This is a genomic window from Brochothrix thermosphacta DSM 20171 = FSL F6-1036, assembly GCF_036884295.1.
Lineage (GTDB): Bacteria > Bacillota > Bacilli > Lactobacillales > Listeriaceae > Brochothrix > Brochothrix thermosphacta.
Window position 1 is genome coordinate 703714 of record NZ_CP145608.1, and the last position, 20423, is coordinate 724136.

Annotated in this window: 20 protein-coding genes; 13 read left to right on the forward strand and 7 right to left on the reverse strand. The window is 34.9% G+C overall.

Annotated elements, in window-relative coordinates:
• Positions 1-145: 145 nt before the first annotated feature.
• Positions 146-589, reverse strand: coding sequence for a GAF domain-containing protein (locus V6S17_RS03585; RefSeq protein WP_029090573.1), 444 nt, complete (start codon positions 587-589; stop codon positions 146-148).
• Between the two features lie 185 nt (positions 590-774).
• Between V6S17_RS03585 and V6S17_RS03590 the strand changes: the two genes are divergently transcribed.
• The 6 genes from V6S17_RS03590 to V6S17_RS03615 all read left to right on the forward strand — a co-directional run bounded on the left by V6S17_RS03590 (position 775) and on the right by V6S17_RS03615 (position 8529).
• Entirely contained in the window at positions 775-2484 is a 1710-nt protein-coding gene (locus tag V6S17_RS03590; protein ID WP_029090572.1) for a septation ring formation regulator EzrA, read from the forward strand.
• A gap of 563 nt (positions 2485-3047) precedes the next feature.
• Positions 3048-4187 (forward strand): cysteine desulfurase family protein, encoded by a 1140-nt coding sequence (locus V6S17_RS03595; protein WP_029090571.1) that lies wholly within the window; start codon positions 3048-3050, stop codon positions 4185-4187.
• A 3-nt stretch (positions 4188-4190) separates the two neighbouring features.
• On the forward strand, positions 4191-5405 hold the full coding sequence (gene thiI / locus V6S17_RS03600; protein ID WP_029090570.1) for a tRNA uracil 4-sulfurtransferase ThiI: 1215 nt from the start codon (positions 4191-4193) through the stop codon (positions 5403-5405).
• Positions 5406-5484: 79 nt separating this feature from the next.
• Positions 5485-5976, forward strand: coding sequence for a thiol peroxidase (gene tpx / locus V6S17_RS03605; protein ID WP_029090569.1), 492 nt, complete (start codon positions 5485-5487; stop codon positions 5974-5976).
• Positions 5977-6304: 328 nt separating this feature from the next.
• Entirely contained in the window at positions 6305-7297 is a 993-nt protein-coding gene (locus tag V6S17_RS03610) for a class I SAM-dependent methyltransferase (RefSeq protein ID WP_029090568.1), read from the forward strand.
• 26 nt (positions 7298-7323) lie between these two features.
• A complete protein-coding gene (locus tag V6S17_RS03615) occupies positions 7324-8529 on the forward strand; it encodes an acetate/propionate family kinase (protein ID WP_029090567.1) in 1206 nt (401 codons plus the stop codon).
• Positions 8530-8651: 122 nt separating this feature from the next.
• On the opposite strand, the gene V6S17_RS03620 is transcribed toward V6S17_RS03615, so the two are convergent.
• From V6S17_RS03620 to proC, 3 genes are all read right to left on the reverse strand, one after another.
• Positions 8652-9113, reverse strand: a complete 462-nt coding sequence (locus V6S17_RS03620; protein WP_029090566.1) for a universal stress protein — start codon at positions 9111-9113, stop codon at positions 8652-8654.
• 226 nt (positions 9114-9339) lie between these two features.
• A complete protein-coding gene (locus tag V6S17_RS03625; RefSeq protein ID WP_256084907.1) occupies positions 9340-9474 on the reverse strand; it encodes a hypothetical protein in 135 nt (44 codons plus the stop codon).
• Between the two features lie 313 nt (positions 9475-9787).
• Positions 9788-10585 (reverse strand): pyrroline-5-carboxylate reductase, encoded by a 798-nt coding sequence (gene proC / locus V6S17_RS03630; RefSeq protein WP_029090565.1) that lies wholly within the window; start codon positions 10583-10585, stop codon positions 9788-9790.
• A gap of 154 nt (positions 10586-10739) precedes the next feature.
• Between proC and V6S17_RS03635 the strand changes: the two genes are divergently transcribed.
• Genes V6S17_RS03635 through V6S17_RS03650 form a run of 4 tightly spaced genes read left to right on the forward strand, consistent with a single transcriptional unit; the run spans position 10740 to position 15171 of the window.
• Positions 10740-11519: an ABC transporter ATP-binding protein gene (locus V6S17_RS03635; RefSeq protein ID WP_029090564.1), complete on the forward strand. Its 780-nt coding sequence runs from the start codon at positions 10740-10742 to the stop codon at positions 11517-11519.
• Entirely contained in the window at positions 11494-13416 is a 1923-nt protein-coding gene (locus tag V6S17_RS03640; RefSeq protein ID WP_029090563.1) for an FtsX-like permease family protein, read from the forward strand. The genes V6S17_RS03635 and V6S17_RS03640 overlap by 26 nt, the downstream gene beginning before the upstream one ends.
• Before the next feature lie 17 nt (positions 13417-13433).
• Entirely contained in the window at positions 13434-14108 is a 675-nt protein-coding gene (locus V6S17_RS03645; RefSeq protein ID WP_036026733.1) for a response regulator transcription factor, read from the forward strand.
• 16 nt (positions 14109-14124) lie between these two features.
• Positions 14125-15171 (forward strand): sensor histidine kinase, encoded by a 1047-nt coding sequence (locus V6S17_RS03650; RefSeq protein WP_029090561.1) that lies wholly within the window; start codon positions 14125-14127, stop codon positions 15169-15171.
• A gap of 52 nt (positions 15172-15223) precedes the next feature.
• Here the strand turns inward: V6S17_RS03650 and V6S17_RS03655 are convergent, their stop codons facing one another.
• Genes V6S17_RS03655 through V6S17_RS03665 form a run of 3 tightly spaced genes read right to left on the reverse strand, consistent with a single transcriptional unit; the run spans position 15224 to position 17220 of the window.
• Entirely contained in the window at positions 15224-15655 is a 432-nt protein-coding gene (locus tag V6S17_RS03655) for an iron-containing alcohol dehydrogenase (RefSeq protein ID WP_157678956.1), read from the reverse strand.
• A gap of 16 nt (positions 15656-15671) precedes the next feature.
• Positions 15672-16313 carry an iron-containing alcohol dehydrogenase gene (locus V6S17_RS03660; RefSeq protein WP_051457224.1) on the reverse strand — a complete coding sequence of 214 codons (642 nt, stop codon included), beginning with the start codon at positions 16311-16313 and terminating at the stop codon, positions 15672-15674.
• Between the two features lies 1 nt (position 16314).
• A complete protein-coding gene (locus V6S17_RS03665; protein WP_029090560.1) occupies positions 16315-17220 on the reverse strand; it encodes a LysR family transcriptional regulator in 906 nt (301 codons plus the stop codon).
• 251 nt (positions 17221-17471) lie between these two features.
• On the opposite strand from V6S17_RS03665, the gene V6S17_RS03670 reads away from it, so the two are divergent.
• From V6S17_RS03670 to V6S17_RS03680, 3 genes are read left to right on the forward strand one after another with little or no spacing between them, the layout of a single operon-like run.
• The gene (locus V6S17_RS03670) at positions 17472-18596 is read left to right on the forward strand and encodes a DEAD/DEAH box helicase (RefSeq protein ID WP_029090559.1); all 1125 of its coding nucleotides are present in this window, start codon (positions 17472-17474) and stop codon (positions 18594-18596) included.
• Between the two features lie 14 nt (positions 18597-18610).
• The gene (locus V6S17_RS03675) at positions 18611-18844 is read left to right on the forward strand and encodes a hypothetical protein (protein WP_029090558.1); all 234 of its coding nucleotides are present in this window, start codon (positions 18611-18613) and stop codon (positions 18842-18844) included.
• Positions 18845-18887: 43 nt separating this feature from the next.
• A complete protein-coding gene (locus V6S17_RS03680; protein ID WP_232011767.1) occupies positions 18888-20252 on the forward strand; it encodes a UDP-N-acetylmuramoyl-tripeptide--D-alanyl-D-alanine ligase in 1365 nt (454 codons plus the stop codon).
• The last annotated feature ends 171 nt before the right edge of the window (positions 20253-20423 follow it).

Here is a 20423-nt window from a genome sequence, read left to right on the forward strand (position 1 = left end):
CTTCACCATGCAGCCGCAGGTTACACGATACACCTCGTTGTTAAAACGGGAATGAAATACTGACCTAGCAGCCACACATCAGCTGCACTATTTTACACAATGATTAGTATAACCCGAATGTAGTTGTTAAGTCAAGCTCTACAGTTTAAAGATATGTAACTACTTGCTCTAAATAGTGTTTGTCATGGTCAGAAAAACGCTTTTTAATCGGGGCATCAATATCTAAAACACCGATTAATTTGTTATCTTTAACAATAGGGATAACAATTTCAGATAAAGAAGCACTGTCACAGGCAATATGGCCGGGGAAAGCATTTACATCTGGAACGACGATACTTTCAAGACTTTCTGCTGCGGTGCCACACACGCCTTTTCCTAATGGGATATGGACACAGGCAACTTTACCTTGGAAGGGTCCTAATATAAGTTCATCTTGTTCATAAAGGTAAAAACCAACCCAGTTAATATCTTCAAGTGTTTCGTTTAGTAAAGCAGAGACGTTGCTCATGTTGGCGATTAAGTTGTTTTCGCCCATCAAGAGTGCCTCGGTTTGTTTGATTAAACGTTCGTATTGCTTTGAATCTGTCATTAAAAATCCCTCCTATAAATAAATATACGGTTAAAACATAACTATTAGTCTGAAAAAAACAGCTCTAACATTTTATTTTTTCACGTAATAGTGTTATTATAGACTATGTCTATGGACATTTGAAAATTAAAAAATCGAAAAAAATAATGGTATACATTAATGAAGCTAACGACAGGGGGATGACCATGTTTTTAAAAGTCTTAATCGTTTTTATCGTCATTGTAATTATCATCTTAGTGGTATTTTATATGATGAGACGTCGTGCGGATAAATTAATTGAAGCACTCGAAATTAGGAAAAAAGTATTATTCGATCGACCTGTCATTGATAAACTAAATTCAGTGAAAAAGATTGCACTTAGTGGTGAAACAAAAGAAGCGTTTGAGGGTGAACGTCAACGTTGGGAGCACTTAATCGATAAAAACTTGCCGAAAGTGGAGGAATTACTTCATGAAATGGAGCAAGATAATGAGATGTTTCGTATTACATCAGTGAAACCGACAGCGTTAGAAACTGAAAGATTATTAGATAGTATGGAAAAAGAAATTGATACTATTACAAAGAATCTTGATCGTTTAACTAAACATCATGCTGAGGTAGAACGTTCTTTAGAAGAAGCTGATGATAAGTTGATAGAATCACGTAAAGTATTACTAACACAAGCGTATACATTTGGTTCACAAATAGAACGACTTGAAAGTGAAGAGAAGCGTTTGCGTGAAGAAATTACACAAGCGAATGAACAATATAATATGGGTGATTTTCTTGAGTACTATCGTAATAAAGATACGATTGAAGCGCATATTACATCTTTGGAAACACAGATCAAAGAAATTCCACCACTCCTACAAAAATTAAATCATGAATTGCCTAATGAATTCGTTCAACTTTCACGTGGTTATAATGGTATGAAAGCGCAGGGCTATTCGCTTAACCTTATCAATTGTGATCAAGCGATTGAAAGTTTTAAAGAAGAACTTAAAGGTGTAGAATCATTGGTATCTTCTGGTGATAACCAAGAAGCGACTTTAGAAATTGAACGTATTACAGAGAAAGTTAACAGTCTTTATGATCAATTGGAAGCAGAAGCTGTGGCGCGACAATTTGTTGAAAATGAACAATTGGAGACAGAGCATCAATTGAAAATGGAGCAAGATGCTGTTGAGATGCTTTATTCTGAAGCAAAAACAGTTTCTGAAAAATATGAATTAAGTGAAGAAACAGCTGCTAAACCAGCGAGCATGCGCAAAAACTTAAAGCGTGCAGAACAAAACTATGAGCAGGCTAAAATTGCCTTTTCAGAAGGTACTGTTGATCACTCGAGTATCGCTGAATTGATTGTTGCTTTACAAGAAACAATTGCTGAAAATAAAGTATTGCAACAAGAATACAGTGAACAATTGAAAAAAATTCGCAAAGATGAATTAGCAGCTAAAGCAAAAGCTAACAGTTATATTGACCGTCTTTTAAAATTAGAAAGTTATATCCAACGCTGTCGTATACCCGGTGTGCCGACTGATTTAAAAGAATCAATCGAAGAGGCTTATATCAGTGTAGGTTCATTAAATGCTTCATTAGAAGAAACACCAATTAATGTAAGCGCGATGAACAGTTTGTGGAATGAGGCGGCAAACAGAGTAGACGGGGTTGAATCAGGTATTTATGAAATGGTTGAAAATGCTCGTCTAGTTGAAGGTGTTATTCAATATGCAAACCGCTACCGTTTTAAAAATCAAGAATTAGCGATGCAATTACAAGTTGCAGAAGGTTATTATGATGACGAACATGATTATAATAAAGCTTTAGAGATTGCTGCTAAAAGTTTAGAAAAAGTTGAAGCAGGCGCAGTGAAACGTGTTGAAGAACAACTTGCAAATACAAATTATCATTATTAAAAGATTGATATTTTAGTTGAAGTCGTATAAAATTAGTTGGTAATTTAAAGACTGATATGGTTGTGTTTTAGAAAGATAAGTAGAATGAAGGTGCCAGATAAAACAGAGTGTTTATCTGACATCAGATTGTATACAAAGTCTCGAAAACTGTTTTTTCTTTGAAGATGATTTAAGCGACTGTGACTATGATATGAGAAGGCTGGATAGAAATGCTGTTATAGTAGGAACGACGAGCGCGTGACGGTGCGCGTACTTATAGTACGTAATCCCGAGCAAGCAAAGAGTGACGACCTTGAACAGCGTTTATCTTTAGTAAAAGTCACAAAGTCTCGAAAACTGTTTTTTCTTTGAAGATGATTTAAGCGACTTTGACTATGATATGAGAAGGCTGGATAGAAATGCTGTTATAGTAGGAACGACGAGCGCGTGACGGTGCGCGTACTTATAGTACGTAATCCCGAGCAAGCAAAGAGTGACGACCTTGAACAGCGTTTATCTACAGTCTGGTGCCAGATAAAACATAGTGTTTATCTGGCATTGTTGTGTAAAGAAAGGTGATAGAAATGATTTATTTGGACAATAGTGCAACAACGCAACCTTATCCTGAAGTTGTGAAAGCTTATGGGCAGGTCGCGACACAATATTTTGCTAATCCATCATCGTTACATGGATTAGGTGGTAAAGTTGAAAAGCTTTATCGAGAATCAAAAAAACAAATGGCACAACTGTTAGCAGTTGATGAAAATGAATTAATCATGACAGCTAGTGGGACCGAAAGTAATAATATGGCAATTAAAAGTATTGCTTGGACATTCCAAAATCGTGGGAAGCATTTGATTACAACTAAAATGGAACACCCTTCTGTTTTGAATACAATGGCATTTTTAGAAAAAAATGGTTTTGAAGTTACCTATTTGCCAGTTGATAAAACAGGACATGTTGCAGTAGCTGATGTTGAAGCGAGTATACGTCCAGATACAATTTTAGTATCGATTATGCATGTTAATAATGAAATTGGAAGTATTCAGCCGATTGCAGAAATTGGAAAGGTGTTAAAACAATATGATCATGTGTTGTTTCATGTCGATGCGGTACAGTCATTATCAAAAGTGCCACTTAATATTAAAGAAATGGGCATTGATTTATTAAGCGCCTCAGCACACAAGTTTCACGGCCTGCGTGGAGCGGGACTACTCTATAAGTCAGGTTATCTTCGAATTGAGCCACTATTGCATGGTGGTGGACAAGAGGCCGGTTTTAGAAGCAGTACAGAAAATGTTGCCGCTGTAGTTGCAATGGCAAAAGCCATGCGTATGGAAATGGAACGTATGAAAACAGAAGTTTCGCAACTAGCCGCATTAAAGAACGATTTTATTGCCTGGTTAACAGAAATGCCTGGCGTAACAGTTTATTCATCAACAGAGGGTGCACCACATATTTGTTGTTTTAGTGTTCAGAAACAAAAAGGTGAAGTTTTTGTACATGCGCTAGAAGCAGAAGAGATTTATATTTCAACAACCAGTGCATGTTCATCAAAATCTCCAACAAGTGATGGCACGTTAATGGCGATGAAAATTCCAAACAAAGAAGCGAAAGGCGCAGTTCGTTTTAGTTTTAACTACGATACAAGCGCTGCTGAGATGGTAAAAGTTAAACAAGCAATAACACGTGTCATCAAAAATTTAGATGAAGTGGTGAAATAAATGATAGAATATGATCGTATTTTGGTTCGTTATGGCGAGCTTTCAACAAAAGGAAATAACCGTAAAGTGTTTGTACGACGCTTAGCAAGTAGTGTCCATCAATTATTAAAAGATGTACCAGAAGTGAAGATTAATGCAGAGCGAGATCGTTTGTTTATTACATTGAATGGTGCCGATCATCAATTAATAATGGAACGATTACATTTGGTGTTTGGGATTCAAAGTTATAGTCCCGTAATCAAGGTAGAACAAGATATCGAACAAATCAAAGAGATGGCAGTTGCGTTATTGCAACGTCATTATAAAGAAGGACAATCGTTTAAAGTACGAACTAAACGCGCGGATAAAGAATTTCCTTTCGATACGAATGATGTTAATTTAATGGTCGGAGATGCGATTATGGATGCGTATAACGATGATATTGCCGTTCGTATGAAAAATCCTGATATTGAAATTACAGTTGAAATTCGTAAAGAGGGTGTCTATATCTCATCTGAAACAGTCATGGGACAAGGTGGTATGCCTGTTAGTTCTGCTGGAAAAGCTATGTTGATGCTGTCAGGTGGGATTGATAGTCCAGTTGCAGGTTATTTAGCAATGCGTCGTGGTGTTGAAATTGAAGCTGTTCATTTTTATAGCCCTCCGTATACAAGTGAACGCGCTAAACAAAAAGCAATTGATTTAACGCAAAAACTAACGCGTTATACAGGGGATATTAAAATTCATTTGGTACCTTTTACAAAAATTCAAGAAACAATTAAACAACGTATTCCTGAAGGTTATATTATGACGTCTACTCGTCGTTTTATGATGCGTATAACAGATGAAATTCGCCGTCAAAATGATGGATTAGCAATTGTTAATGGTGAATCATTAGGTCAAGTTGCTTCACAAACAATGATGAGTATGCTAGCGATTAATGATGTGACAAGCACACCGATACTACGTCCGTTAATTACAATGGATAAAAATGATATTATTAAAATTGCTGAAGAAATTGATACATTTGAGTTATCGATTCAGCCGTTTGAAGATTGCTGTACAATCTTTACTCCTAAGCAACCAAAAACACAACCTCGCTTAGACAAGGTAGAACGCTTTGAATCAAAAGTTGATTTTGATACGTTAATGGCAGAAGCAATTGCTAATGTTGAAACGATTACTGTCTCAATTGAAGCCAATAGTGCGACTTCTGAAGAATTTGAAGGCTTACTATAGGCAAAATAAATGCAATTAGGGTGTAATACCTCGTATAATAAGGATGTAGCAATTAAAAGAAGAGAGGATGATGTTCAACATGACAACATTTAAAGGCGGAGAAGTAACATTACTCGGAAACAAATTAAAAGTAGGTGACAAAGCACCAGACTTCAGCGTTTTAGATAACGGATTAGAAGAAAAAACACTTGCTGATTATAAAGGTAAAGTTAAATTAATCGCAGCTGTTCCTTCTGTAGATACAAGCGTCTGCTCACAAGAGAGTCGTCGTTTTAACGTTGATGGTGGTAGCTTAGAAAATACAGTTGTTTTGACAATATCAAACGATTTACCATTTGCACAAAAAAGATGGTGTGCAGCAGAAGGTTTACCTAATGCAGTAACATTATCTGATCATAAAGAACTTTCATTTGGATTGGCATATGGCGTAGTGATTGAAGAATTACGCTTATTAAGTCGAGCAGTATTTGTTATCAATGCAAATGATGAAATTGTTTATGTTGAATATTTAGATGAAGTTACAAATCATCCTAACTATGAAGCAGCAATCGAAGCGGCTAAAAACGCATAAATATTTCGAATTAATTTCTCAGTACTCTGCAGCAATTGTTGTTGCAGTACTGAGTTTTTTTGTTTGTTAAGGCTAGTATGTAAGAGTTTTTATTTTTGATTTAGAAAGACTTGCATAAAATCAGCGGTAACCATAGAAACATTATACGATTTCTGCTATTATAATGAATGAAGTCGATTCGTATTAATTATACGCAAACGTGTCTATAAAAAGAAACATTTAGAAATTGTTGGGCAAAAATTCGCTTGTATCACTTGCGGATAGTGCTTATTGTCGTTACAATAATGAAATGTGCAGAAGATTGTAGAAGTAGGAGAGGTGCACCAGTATGTCAAAGGATATTCAGTTTGAAGAATTGTTCGAACAACTAGATCAAGCAATAGAACCGTTGAAAAAAGCAGAGGGTATTACTTATTTGGAGGCTGTTTATCAGACAGCAGAAAATATTTTCGAACATAAAGTTCTGCAAGAAAATATGAATCCAGAACTTTCTCAAAAGTTATTAGAACAATATAACAATATTCAATTGGAAGAAGTTCCAGCTGAAGTAATTCGTCGTGCTTACCAACTTGTATTGTTGAAGGGTTTACGTGAGGATGAAATCCAAACAAATCATCAAATGACGCCAGATTCAATTGGGTTTATTATGGGTTATTTGGTCGATAAATTCACAGCCAATACAAAGGATGTTACAATATTTGATCCTGCAGTGGGTACGGGTAACTTGTTGATGACGGTTCATAATCAAATGAAAGAGCGCGAGTCAATTTCTATGACCGGTGTCGAAGTTGATGATTTACTCGTTTCACTTTCTTATGCAGGGGCGAATTTACAACACACACCTATGCGATTGATTCACCAAGACGGTTTAAGTAACTTATTAATTGATCCTGTGGATGCGGTAGTGAGTGATTTGCCGATTGGGTATTATCCGAATGATGAGGGAGCAAAAAGCTTTGAATTACGTCAAGATGAAGGTCACTCGTTTGCTCACTTGTTATTCGTTGAACAAGCTTTCAATTATTTGAAAAGTGGTGGACATGCAGTCTTACTTCTCCCGTCTAACATTTTAGCTGGTGAAGTTGGCAAGCAGTTAAACGCTTATGTTCAACAAAATGGTTCTTTAGAGATGGTGTTACAATTACCAGACTCACTTTTCAAACAAAAAGAAGCAGTTAAAAGTATCGTAGTATTCCGTAAAAAAAGTGAAGAAGTACAGCCAGCAAAAGATGTCCTTATTTCACAATTGCCTAACTTATCAGATGCAAAAAAAATGTTAGCAATTATAAAAAAATTAGAAGAATGGTTTAAAAACAACTAAAAAAGAATGGAAGAGGTAATTTAAAAATGCAAAAAATTATGGCAGTCAACGCAGGTAGTTCATCATTAAAATTTCAATTATTTGAAATGCCAAGTGAAACAGTATTAGCTAAAGGATTAATTGAACGTATTGGATTAAAAGATTCAGTAATTTCAATTAAAACTAAAGAAGGTAAAAAGCATGAACAAACGTTAGATCTTGCAGATCATGACCAAGCAGTAAAAATGATTCTTGAATTCTTAATCTCACTTGATGTTGTTAAGAGCCTTGATGAAATTACAGGAACTGGTCACCGTGTTGTACATGGCGGAGAAACATTTGCTAGCTCAGCGCTTGTAACTGAAGAAGTTCTCAAAGAAATTGATAAGTTAGCTGCATTTGCACCATTGCATAACAAGGCTAATGCAACAGGTATTCGTTCTTTCCAAGAAGCAATTCCAACAGCAACAACTGTTGCCGTTTTTGATACTGCATTCCACCAAACAATGCCAGAAACATCATTCTTATACAGTATTCCTTTCCGTTACTATAAGGAACATGGTATTCGTAAATATGGTTTCCACGGTACAAGCCATAACTATATCTCTAAAGAAACAGCAACATTCATGAAACAAGATGTAAAAGATTTACGTATTATTTCTTGTCACATTGGTAATGGTGCAAGTATTTGTGCGATTAAAGATGGTAAATCGTTAGATACTTCAATGGGCTTTACGCCGTTAGAAGGTTTAACAATGGGAACTCGTTCAGGTAACTTGGATCCAGCAGTTGTTCCATACTTAATGGAAAAAGAAAACCTTACAGCTGCAGAAGTTATTGACGTGTTTAATAAACAATCAGGCTTACTAGGTATTTCTGAACTTTCTAGTGATTTACGTGATGTAACAACTGCTGCACAAGAGGGCGTTCATCAATCAGAATTAGCTTTATCAATCTTTATCAAACGTATTAAAGAAACAATTGGCGCTTATGCAGTAGAAATGGGTGGCGTTGATGCTATCGTATTCACAGCAGGTGTTGGTGAAAATAGTGCTGTTGTAAGAAGTGGCGCAATCGAAGGTCTTGGTTTCATGGTAGTTGAATTAGATGAAGCGTTGAACCAATCTAATGAAAACCGTGATTCAGCACGTTCAATCAGTACGGATGCTTCTAAAGTTCAAGTATTAATTATCCCAACTGACGAAGAAGTAGAAATCGCTCGTGATGTTGTGACTGTTCAAAATGAAAAATAATTAAACAATATTTCTCCTAACGATAGTGATATCGTTAGGATTTTTTTATAAAAAAACACAACATAATGACATTTATGTCAACATGTTGTGCTTTTTTGGATATACAACTGTTTTATTAAATATTAAACAGTTTCTACGTCTGGAGCTGTGCCTCTTACAATTAAAACATCACATGGTGCATGACGAATAACGTACTCAGTAACACTTCCGACAAGTAAACGCTCAACAGCGTTTAAACCGGTTGCACCACACATAATAAGGTCAGCTTTGAATTTCTTAGCAATTTCACGTGAAATAACAGTTTTTGGTGAACCGTATTCAATGAAAATTTCTACATTTTCAAGGCCCTCTTTAACAGCAGATTCTTTATATTCTGTTAAGAGTGTTTCAGCATATTCTGTTGCTTTGTCTGTCATCGCTCCATCATATGAAGTAACTGCTGAAAAAGCACGTGTATCAATTGCATGTACGAGACCTAATGTTGCATTATTTCTTTTAGCAACAGCAGTGGCTTCTTTAAAAGCTTGTTCTGATGCTTTTGATCCATCAATAGCTACTAAGATTCGTTCGTAAGATAATGTCATGGTGGTTTCCCCCTTAATTAGTTAAACTATCTTTCACTTGTATTATACACCTTTTCAAGTAAAATAGCATATTTGTTAAAAAAATCAGATGAATGTTTTTATGTAATCATTGTTTGTAGTAAACAAAATTAATTGTTTTTTTTATGGATTATTATTGGAAAAAAGACTGAGCGTATCCAAGTAATAAAAAAAGCCCCCTATCAATGTAATAGGAGGACTGAGCAATTTATTTAATTACTTTTTGTTTGCGTATTAATGACGACTCTTTTGGGTTAGGAATCATTCCGTTCAATAACTGACGAAATTCATCATTGTTACGCGCTAAAATAACATCTTTCTTAGTGTTATTAGTATAAATCATACTTAGCACTTCCTTTCTTTGATATACAACAAGTCTGACTAAATTCGAATTCGAATGAAGGCGGGTTCGAAATCAAAGTTCCGTATTAATCAGCTGTATATGTATTATACCCGAAATTATAAAAAAGTAAACCCCTAATTTAAAATAGAATGCTTTTTAATTTATTTTTTTATGAAATTAAATGTTTTAAAGACTGTCACAGTCAGTAATATCATTAGTAATTGACCAAATAAGAAAGCTATAAATAAAGTAATAATAATTTTAGAGATAATAAAAAAGTCACACAAAATGATGTGTGACTACTAAATAAAAGTTATTTTTTAGCCTTATCAACACATTGGCCAATGGCATCGATAACAGCATAACGAAAATTATGTTTTTCTAATGTTTTAACAGCTTCAATTGTTGTACCACCTGGAGAACACACTTGATCTTTTAATTCGCCAGGATGTAATTGTGTTGTTTGCATTAATTTTGCGCTGCCAATAATTGTTTGGACAGCCATCTCATAAGCTTGGGCACGTGGTAAGCCCTTTGCAACTGCACCATCTGCTAAAGCTTCGATAAATATATCAACAAGGGCAGGTGATGAACCCGCGAGTGCTGAAGCTGTATTCATTAATCGTTCTTCGATCACAACTGTCTTGCCCAACGCATTAAAGAATGCTTGTACAGAGGTCAGTTCGTTCGGTGAAATATTACCATTAGGAATGATACTTGTCATACCAGCTCCAACGGCAACTGGCGTATTCGGCATAGTCCGAATAAGTTTGATTGTTGATGAGAGTTGTTCTTCATACCAATCGATTGTTAAACTTACTGCCATTGTGACTATCAATGTGTTAGGACGTGCAGCTAGCGTTTCTTTAATTTCTGCTAATAAAGCAGGCATTATGACTGGTTTAACACCAATAAATAAGATATCTGCATGTTTTGCAACTTCGATGTTACTTAAAAGGGTACCGCCAATCTCTGCTTGTAGTTTAGCTGTACGAGGGCCAGAGCCACCAGACATTATTAAATTGTTAGGACTAATGATATTTTTTGAAATTAAACCTCTTGCAATTGCGCCTCCCATGTTACCAACGCCAATAAAACCAATCGTTTGCATCGACTCACACCTTCCTTAAACTCATCTTCTTTTCATTACTTTACACGTTTAAAGCGGGATTGTCTAGCAGTTGAAATTGCTGGTAATTAATAGAAAAACATGCAAAAAAACTAAAAAAAAGATAGAATAGAAATAGTAAGAAAGGATGGTAATAATGGAACCAGTTTTATCAGTCAAACATATTAGAAAAATCTACGGTAAGAATGATGCGCTTTATACAGCAATTAATGGTATTTCATTTGATATCCCAAAAGGTGAATTTGTAGGAATTATGGGGCCATCCGGAGCAGGTAAAACATCGCTTCTTAATATATTATCGACAATTGATGAAGCCTCTAGTGGTGAGGTTTTTGTTGATGGCGTAGACCTTTTAAATTTAACAGAAAAGAAAATGGCGCAATTTCGCAAAGAAAAATTGGGTTTTATTTTTCAAGAATATAACTTAATTGAAACGTTAACAATCAAAGAAAATATTATTTTGCCCTTAACGATACTTAAATTTAATAAAAGTGAAATAGAACGACGTTATCAAAAAACGATTGAAGCGTTTCATATCGAAGATACTTCTGAACGCTTACCCTCACAAATATCGGGAGGACAGCGTCAACGAGCGGCAGCAGCACGTGCTTTTATTTCCTCCCCAGCAATATTATTTGCCGATGAACCTACGGGTGCGCTGGATTCAAATGCATCGACAGAATTTTTACAACTTTTGGCTCAAAGAAATAAGGTTGAAAAAACAACGATTTTAATGGTGACACATGATGCTTATGCGGCTAGTTATTGTGAGCGCATATTGTTTATAAAAGACGGTACTATCTTTACAGAATTATACAAAGGTAAGCGCACACGACAAGCCTTTTTGAAGAGTATTTTAGATGTACTAGCTGTAATAGGAGGAGCAAAAGATGATTTTTCAACTGGCCTTACGTAATATTAAGCGCAGTTTTGGTGTGTACCGTGTTTATTTAACATCGCTTATTTTTGCAACAGCCATCTATTTTATCTTTTCAAATCTAAAATATAATCGCCAGCTTTTAAATAATCTTGATAATGCCAATTATATTCAGTTAGGTTTTAATATGTCGGCTGTTGTACTATTTTTTGTAATGGCTATTTTCATTTTCTTTTCTAGTAACTACTTCCTAAGAGAGCGAAAAAAAGAAATCGGCACTTATTTTTTATTAGGAATGAGAAGATATCAAGTACGTGCGACATTATTTATTGAAACATTTACGATGAGCTTGATTGCCTTGTGTAGCGGTTTGTTATGTGGGGTTTTCTTTTCAAAATTAGCGACGATGATTCTATTTAAATTTGTGGGTTTTGATAAAGCATCTGGGTTTTCTTTTTCTTATCCAGCTTTAATTGAAACAGTGGTTGTGTTTACAAGTTTAATTTTTTTAACAGCAGTAACGGGAATGTATCGTGTGAAAAATTTTCCCATCATTAACTTGATTCAACCGAAGGAAAAGAAATACAAGCCTTACTTGACCGTTTTGTTTAGTACGATTGGTTTGGTACTTATTTTATTTGGCTATTCGATTGCTTGTTTGTTTGATGCCGAAGGAGAAAAGATTTTAAACATCTCTCTATTTTTATGGATTCCATTGGTTACCCTATTGGTTTGTGTAGGCACATACTTTGTTATTCAATCGCTTTTTCCATTACTATTGACCGTATTAGCAACACTGAAAATTTATGTTTACCGCGGAACAAACATGATTTGGATTGAGCAGTTACGTTCAAGAATGCACTCACAAGTTGTAATGATAACAACAATAACGATATTAAGTGCAGTGACAATGACCGCCTTTTGTATTGTGAATAGTTTGTTTTATAAAACAACAATTGATGTGAGAAATAATCCGATGATTAATTATCAATTGTTAAATGGAAATCCCAAAATGTACGATGAAGCACTTGCGAAAGTAGATCAAAGAAAACTCGATTTCAAAATACATACCAGCTTTTTAACAGGAGATATAGAAGTACCTAAAATGGTTAATAACCCTTATAATATACGTGTTATACCATGGGAAGATTATCATAAAATTGCTCGTAAATTTAATTTTAGACCAAGTGAAAAAATATTAGGCAATGAGAGTATCTTTTTGTATAGCAAAAATAATGAAGGGATAAATTTTTCTGCTAATCAAAAAAGTGTGGTATATAAAATTGGCAATGAAAAAGTTCATTTGAAAACGACTGAAATTAGGGAGAAAGAGAATGTTTTTAGTCCTTATAATAGTATACTGGTGGTAAGTAATCAGCTTTACTATGAACTCTCGCAAAAAACAAAGGCAACACCGGTATATTATATTAATTTGAAGCCGTTTACGGATAGTCGTGAATTGGTGACACAAATGAATGAAGTTGTTAGCCACTATCATGGGGCGAGTGTCATATCTATCGAAGAAGATAAAAATTGGTCTAAATTGACTTTCGGAATGATTTTGTATATTGGTTTGTTTTTATCATTGGTTTTTATTGTAACAACTGGAACTATCATTTATTTCAAGCAAATAATTGATGCGACTAAGGATATTCAAACCTATAAAATACTCTATAAAATGGGCGTATCTTATGAAGAAATGCGTATGATTGTAGCTAAACAATTAGGCTTTATCTTTATTGTGCCACTTTTTATAGCAATGAGTCATTGTTTATTTGCACTGTTTGCGTATTTTAAATTGTTAGGTTTTCAATTTGATATTTCCATTGTATTTAGCTTAAGCATTTATGCAGTGATATACTTATGCTACTATGTAATGGCTGTTTATCATTATTTAAAAATTGTCTGTCCACCAGAAATGAGAACAAACATATAAAAGATAGGAGGGTAATAATGAAAGTATACATTGTAGAAGATGATCCAATTATTTTAGAATCGATGAAACAAAATTTAATGCGCTGGGGACTAGAAGTTCACACCGTGATTGATTTTGAAAATGTAAAAAAAGAATTTTTAGATATCGAACCACACTTTGTGATTTTAGATGTTACATTGCCTAAATTTGATGGTTTTTATTGGTGTCGACAAATTCGAGATATTTCAAATGTCCCTATTATATTTATATCCTCACGTGATTCTCAAATGGATCAAATCATGGGAATGAATATGGGAGCTGATTACTATATTGAAAAACCAGTTGACATGGATATTTTAATGGCGCGGGTGAATGCATTGTTAAGAAGGGTTTATTCATATAAGGATTTAGAACAACCAACTGTGATGGAACAAGAGGGCCTCTTTTTACATATTGATACAAACGTTGTTAGTTATGAGAACAATAAAATAGACTTAACTAAAAATGAATTTTTGATATTGTATACTTTGATGCAAAATCAAACTAAAATTGTATCTCGTGATGAAATTATGAGAGTGTTATGGGAAGATGAAAGTTTTGTTGATGATAATACATTGACGGTAAACATTGTACGTTTGCGTAAAAAGTTAACTGAAATTGGAATACATGATCGTATACAAACAAAGAAAGGTCAAGGTTACATTTTGAAATAAAAGGTGGCGTAACAGTATGACTATTTTACAATATTTAAAAGAAAAAAAATCATTTTTAGCCTATGCTACTGTTTTGTTTGTGTTTATTTTGGTATTTTTGTTAACACAACCAGGGAATATTATGCGGTTGGGTGATTATCATTATCTTATGTTCATTTATTTGTGTTTAACATTATTCTACTTAGTTGTTGATTATCTAAAAATGAATCGTTTTTGGCGACAAATAAATGAAGTCTTAACAACAAATGAAACGTTAGATAATATTGCAGCCTTGCCTAAAGGACATTCGACACAACAAAAAATGTTTATGCGTTCTTTTAGACAACAAGTGAAGAACTATCATCGTTATGTCTCGAAATCAATTGATAAAGATAAAGAGAAGCAAAATTATGCACTTTATTGGGCACACGAAATTAAAACGCCTATCATCGCAAGTAAAATGATTTTAAAAGATAATAAGGCAGTATTGCCAGAAAAAGTTTATCAACAGTTGCTTTCTGAAATGAATGAAGTGGATCGATTAACCATGCAGTCACTCTATTTTTCTCGATTAGATTCATTTGAAATCGATTATTTAATTACAGAAATTAATGCTGAACGTATTGTTAAAGATGCTATCAAACGTCAGGCAACAGCCTTTATAAATAAGCGTATCAAATTAAATATTAATGTCCCTGAAATTTGGATTAGATCAGATTCGAAATGGTTAAGTTATGTATGTGATCAAATTATTTCAAACGCAGTTAAATACACACCTCAAGGTGGAGAAGTATCTTGCTGTTTGGAGGCAGATGGACGACAGGCTAAATTGATGATAAGCGATACAGGTCCTGGTATTCCTATCGAAGACCACCAGCGTGTGTTTGAAAAAGGCTATACAGGGATTCAAGGGCGAAACACTTATAAGTCAACAGGTATGGGGCTTTATCTCGCTAAGGAAATGTCGAAAAAATTAGGTCATGTGCTTTCGTTAGAATCAATTGAAGGTGTGGGTACGACAGTAAGTATTATTTTTGAAACAAAAGAACAGTACTTTATGCCTGAAAATGAGAAGGTTTATTGAACGCTCAATAATAAGAAACAGCAATCGTCACTAAATGTGAGATTGCTGTTTTTTAATAGATATGTTTTTCTAAATTACGAATCGCTGATACCACAAGTTGAGGCGTTACTTCTCCTGGTAGGAAATGAATGCTTTCACCAGGTTCGCATGCTCTATTTGCAATAATAAGCAACTCGTTGTCTGTTAAATGATTGAGATTTAAATCAGCTAAACAACGCGGTAAGTTGAAAGTGTTATAAAAAGTGGAAAGACGATCGATTTCATCCCATTTACCTTCCATTGCTAATTGAACAAGAACGCCATAGGCTACTTTTACGCCATGTAAGAACTGATGTGTTTCTGCTCGCAAAGTAAGTGCATCGTGGATTGGATGGGCAGCTGCGGTGCGACCGTACTCGTCTCCAAAACCACCAACAAGGCCACCGGCCATTATATTGGTTTCCATCACTTTGATCCAAGTGTAGGTAGGCTGTTTATTACGCATATCTTCAACAGCTTTTTCACCTAAAAGCAAGGGGGATATCATGACAAATCTGTGCGGCATAACGACAAAAATCAAGGGCTAAACTTGGTTCGTTAATTTGCGATAATATCGCATCAGCTTCGTACCATTTTGCAAGTGTATCAGCAATGCCAGCGATAAAAAAGGGAATGGGAGAATTAATAATCACTCGTGGTTCAATCAATAATAGCGATATCTGCTGAGGATAGACCTCAAAACCAGTTGAATTACCACTAGGTGTATAAAGAACACTGAGCGGTGTCCAAGCAGCACAGTTGCTCGCCATTGTAGGCAGTAGAATAACTGGGAGTGCACCAGAACGGTAAGCCGCAGCCTTAGCCGTATCCATAATTTTGCCCCCACCCAATCCGATGATTGCATCAGCTTGTTCAGATGCACATAAACTAACCAAGCGTTGTATTTCTTCTTCTGAACATTCCCCATTAAATGCGATGGGTATAATAACAATATCATCAAATATTGGAAGAAAGGGTTGAGCTACAGCCATTGATTTTGTGCCGTGCACTAAAATAGCTTTTTTTATAAAACGTTCAGCTAATTTTTCTGGGAGTGTGTCGTAGGCACCTTCTCTACAAAGATACTCTTGTGGTGCCGGTCTTGGATTTAGATTCATTAACATTTTAGTTAGCCACCTCAATATCTACATTAAAATAAGAAATTAAAAAATCTTTAAACAGTTGTTCACTCGGCGATAATCGTCGTTGTAATGTATAGCCAATACCAACGGTACGTGAGAGTGCAGGATTGGTTATATCAATAATGTGAGAATCTTTTGGGTTGTTATCAGCTAAAATAATTTCAGGCAAGATGGCAACGCCTAAACCAGCTTCGACTAAGCCGTTGATTGTATGTAGGTCAGCACTTTGGAAAATTATTTCAGGTTGGAAACCAACACTCTCACAAGCAGATGTAATATCAGTGAATAATGAAAAAGTTTCAGGAAAAAAAATGAATTTTTCATTTTTTAAATCAACCAGGTTTACTTGTTTTTTTTGAGCTAAGTGGTGATTGTTTGGAATGACAAGTTTTAATTTCTCATTAAAAAAAGTGAAAGTATCAATGAAGTTTGATTTTATCGGTAAAGGAGAAAAAAATGTTAAATCTAAATTGCCACTCAATAAATTTTCGTTGAGTTCTTTATTAGAACCTTCCACAAATTCATAATTAATATTCGGATATTTTTCACGAAATGATGAGATGAGTGTAGGTAATAAATTTGTTGCTAACGAAGTAGGAAAGCCAATTTTAACAGTACCAATTTCAGGATTAGCATATTCTGAAACGATATTCTCAGCTTTCTTAAGTTCATTTAATGCAATTTTCACTTGTGATAGATAGAGGTTTCCAATTTTAGAAAGATGTAGATTGCGGCCCATGCGATTAAATAACTCAACACCAAGCTCATCCTCTAGATTTGTAATTTGACGACTGATGGCTGATTGAGCGACGTGTAGTTGTTCAGAAGCCTTTGTCATATGTTCGTGTTTTGCTACTTCGACAAAGTACAATAGTTGCCGTAATTCCAAAAAAATCCCCCCATTTAAAATCGATTAATTATATACATGCTATCGCAAAATGGGATAACTTACTAGCTTTTTTTTATAAATTTTTTATTTAGTTAGAATTTTCAAACATTTTAACTGGGTAATGAAAATATAAGCAGTATTACTTATACTTGAAACGAGGGGAGATGACATTTAATAAAATAATGCAATATTTGAGTCTTTCTGTCATAATGAAGTAGAAGAATTGAGTAAAGAAAGGTTGTTATTTTTAAATGGATCAAACAAACTGGCCGTCAGAATGGCAAGATAAATGGAAAGCGTTAGGATATAACGAACCTACAGAAATACAAATAAAAAGTTACGAACCATTAATGACAGGAACTGATGTTGTAGCACAAGCTCCTACAGGAACTGGTAAAACATTGGCTTATGCTTTAGGGCACTTGAGTCGTGTTACTAATGAGAAAAAATGCCAATGGCTTATTCTTGCACCTTCGCAAGAACTTGTTGTCCAAATTGCAGATGTTATTCGTCCATTTTTAATTAATGGTGTAACAATGACAACTTTGGGTGGAGGCGCAAACATTAAGCGTCAATTAGAGAAATTAAAGAAAAAACCACAGGTACTTGTTGGAACTCCAGGTCGCGTGGAAGAATTAATCAAACAAAAAAAATTAAAAATGCATGAAATAAAATATATTACCATTGATGAAGCGGATGTTTTACTGACAGAAGAACATGAAGAAACAACACGTTTTATTTGTCAATCAGCAAATAGAGATCGTCAAATCAGTTTGTTTTCTGCGACAACTTCAGAGCGATTGGATAACTTTTTCGATAAAGTTGAAAGTAGTCAACAAATTGAAGTGGTAGCAGGCGAAGCTAAAATGCCTACCACAATTGATCATATCTATATTCAAGTTAATCCACGTGATAAGGTAAAAACACTTTATCGTTTGGCGCAAGTAGAAAACATGCGAGCAATCGTGTTTGTAAATACAATTGGTCGTTTAAACACTGTATATGAAAAATTAAACCACGATGGTGTTAAAATTTCTGCATTACATGGCGATTTATCCAAATTACAACGTCAAGAATCAGTTCGTGATTTTAAAAAGGGTGAAACTTCTTTATTATTAGCAACTGATGTTGCTGCTCGAGGGATTGATTTACCGAATTTACCAGCAATTATTCAATTTGATATGGCGCAAAGTTTGACGCAATATGTTCATCGCAGTGGCCGTACTGGTCGAATGGGCGAACAAGGTGCGGCAATCAGTCTTGTGACTGACCGAGAAGCGCGCGAATTGAAACAGATGGTAAAAGAAAATGATGTTAAAATGATCGAGCAAATTGTTAAATTTGGACATCTAATTGACCCTCAAAAAACGAAATAAGGGAGTAATGTAAGATGTTAGATTTGTTAATGTTAATTATTATAATGATTTTGACAGGTTTTGGAATCTTCTTTAGTCATATTCCAGTTTTTCCAGATAGCCTACTCTATGTATTATGGGGAATCATGTTATTCTATATTTTTATCCGTATTTTTTTCGGGAAATTTTTCCGCAACAGAGAAGTTACAATTGTTTTATTTACATTATTATGGCTAATTGTATCTTTCTTTATTGCATGGTTTATCTAGAACTATAAAAGATAGCTAGAATTTATTAAGGGAGTAATATAAAATGATTAAAGAAACAGTACAAACAGTTGCACGTTGGGTTGATGGTATCGTTGAAGGTGACAACTCAATTGAGATTACAGGTATTTCATTTGATACTAGAAAGATTAATAAAGGGAACTTATTTATACCATTCGTAGGTGAGCGTGATGGCCATGCTTATATTGAAGATGCTCGTGAAAAAGGGACATACGCTTCCTTTTGGCAAGCGGATTCGACTGTTGAAAAACCGACAGGATTAGCACTGATAATTGTAGAAGATACATTGGTCGCATTGCAAAAATTGGCGAAAAGTTATCTTGAAAAAATCAATCCAAAAGTTGTTGGCATTACAGGAAGTAATGGTAAAACAACAACAAAAGACATGATGGCAAGCGTGCTTGAAACAACATTCAAAGTACATAAAACACAAGGGAATTACAACAATCATATCGGGGTGCCGTATACTATTTTAAGCATGCCGCTTGATACTGAAGTTGCCGTTTTAGAGATGGGTATGAATCATGCAGGTGAAATTGCCATTTTAACTGCAATTGCACAGCCCGATATAGCGGTCATTACAAATATTGGTGAAGCACATCTTGAGTACTTAAAATCACGTGGAGGAATTGCGGACGCAAAGCTAGAAATAGCAGAAGGTTTGTCTGCTGATGGTTTATTAATTTATCCAGATGATCCATTATTAAAGGAACGACTTGTTGGTGAAGCTGTTTTTCAACGTGAAAGTTTTGGTGAATCGGAGAACAATACTGTTTATCCGACGAGTATTGAAACGTCAATGGATTCTACTGATTTCACAACATCTCTAACCGACAAAATTAAATTTCATGTGCCGATTGTTGGCGAACATAATGTGTATAACGCACTCGCGGTTTTTTTAACAGCGCGCCGCTTAGGTGTATCTGTCGCTAATATTCAAAAAGGTTTATATGAAATTGGCCGTACCTCTGATCGCTTGGAATGGATAGCGGGCAGAAATGGCATCCAAATGTTAAGTGATGTTTATAATTCAAGTCCTACAGCTTTAAAAGCTGTGTTGAAAACATTCGAACACATCAAAACAAATCGTCGCAAAATTATTGTACTAGCCGATATGTTGGAGTTAGGTGCACAGTCACCAATGTTACATGCGGGTATTGCGGATTCTTTAACTGATGAGATTGATGAAGTGTTTGCATATGGTCCTTATATGTCTTATTTTACAGAAGCAGCTAAATCTGTATTATCAGCAGAAAAAGTACATTACTTTACTGACTTAAACAAATTGACAGAAGCTTTAGAAGCTAGTGTCAGTGGTGATGAAATGATTCTATTTAAAGGCTCAAATTCGATGAGATTAAATAATGTCGTTGCCCACTTAGCCAAATAATCAGGATAGAGAAGCATGTTGATGATTTCCAATCAATATGCTTTTTTATTTGGAAAGAAAGATTGATCGTATTGCCTTTGTTTAGTTATACGAATAATCAAACAATCGTGATTGGTTGTAAAAGTGCTACTGTTTTAGTACCAGTTTTCATTATAAGAGAGATAAGCAGGT

Coding starts and splice junctions, on each gene's coding strand:
- V6S17_RS03585 (WP_029090573.1), bottom strand. CDS start 589: ATGACAGATTCAAAGCAATACGAACGTTTAATCAAACAAACCGAGGCA.
- V6S17_RS03590 (WP_029090572.1), top strand. CDS start 775: ATGTTTTTAAAAGTCTTAATCGTTTTTATCGTCATTGTAATTATCATC.
- V6S17_RS03595 (WP_029090571.1), top strand. CDS start 3,048: ATGATTTATTTGGACAATAGTGCAACAACGCAACCTTATCCTGAAGTT.
- tpx (WP_029090569.1), top strand. CDS start 5,485: ATGACAACATTTAAAGGCGGAGAAGTAACATTACTCGGAAACAAATTA.
- V6S17_RS03610 (WP_029090568.1), top strand. CDS start 6,305: ATGTCAAAGGATATTCAGTTTGAAGAATTGTTCGAACAACTAGATCAA.
- V6S17_RS03615 (WP_029090567.1), top strand. CDS start 7,324: ATGCAAAAAATTATGGCAGTCAACGCAGGTAGTTCATCATTAAAATTT.
- V6S17_RS03620 (WP_029090566.1), bottom strand. CDS start 9,113: ATGACATTATCTTACGAACGAATCTTAGTAGCTATTGATGGATCAAAA.
- V6S17_RS03625 (WP_256084907.1), bottom strand. CDS start 9,474: ATGATTTATACTAATAACACTAAGAAAGATGTTATTTTAGCGCGTAAC.
- proC (WP_029090565.1), bottom strand. CDS start 10,585: ATGCAAACGATTGGTTTTATTGGCGTTGGTAACATGGGAGGCGCAATT.
- V6S17_RS03635 (WP_029090564.1), top strand. CDS start 10,740: ATGGAACCAGTTTTATCAGTCAAACATATTAGAAAAATCTACGGTAAG.
- V6S17_RS03640 (WP_029090563.1), top strand. CDS start 11,494: ATGATTTTTCAACTGGCCTTACGTAATATTAAGCGCAGTTTTGGTGTG.
- V6S17_RS03645 (WP_036026733.1), top strand. CDS start 13,434: ATGAAAGTATACATTGTAGAAGATGATCCAATTATTTTAGAATCGATG.
- V6S17_RS03650 (WP_029090561.1), top strand. CDS start 14,125: ATGACTATTTTACAATATTTAAAAGAAAAAAAATCATTTTTAGCCTAT.
- V6S17_RS03655 (WP_157678956.1), bottom strand. CDS start 15,655: ATGCGTAATAAACAGCCTACCTACACTTGGATCAAAGTGATGGAAACC.
- V6S17_RS03660 (WP_051457224.1), bottom strand. CDS start 16,313: ATGTTAATGAATCTAAATCCAAGACCGGCACCACAAGAGTATCTTTGT.
- V6S17_RS03670 (WP_029090559.1), top strand. CDS start 17,472: ATGGATCAAACAAACTGGCCGTCAGAATGGCAAGATAAATGGAAAGCG.
- V6S17_RS03675 (WP_029090558.1), top strand. CDS start 18,611: ATGTTAGATTTGTTAATGTTAATTATTATAATGATTTTGACAGGTTTT.
- V6S17_RS03680 (WP_232011767.1), top strand. CDS start 18,888: ATGATTAAAGAAACAGTACAAACAGTTGCACGTTGGGTTGATGGTATC.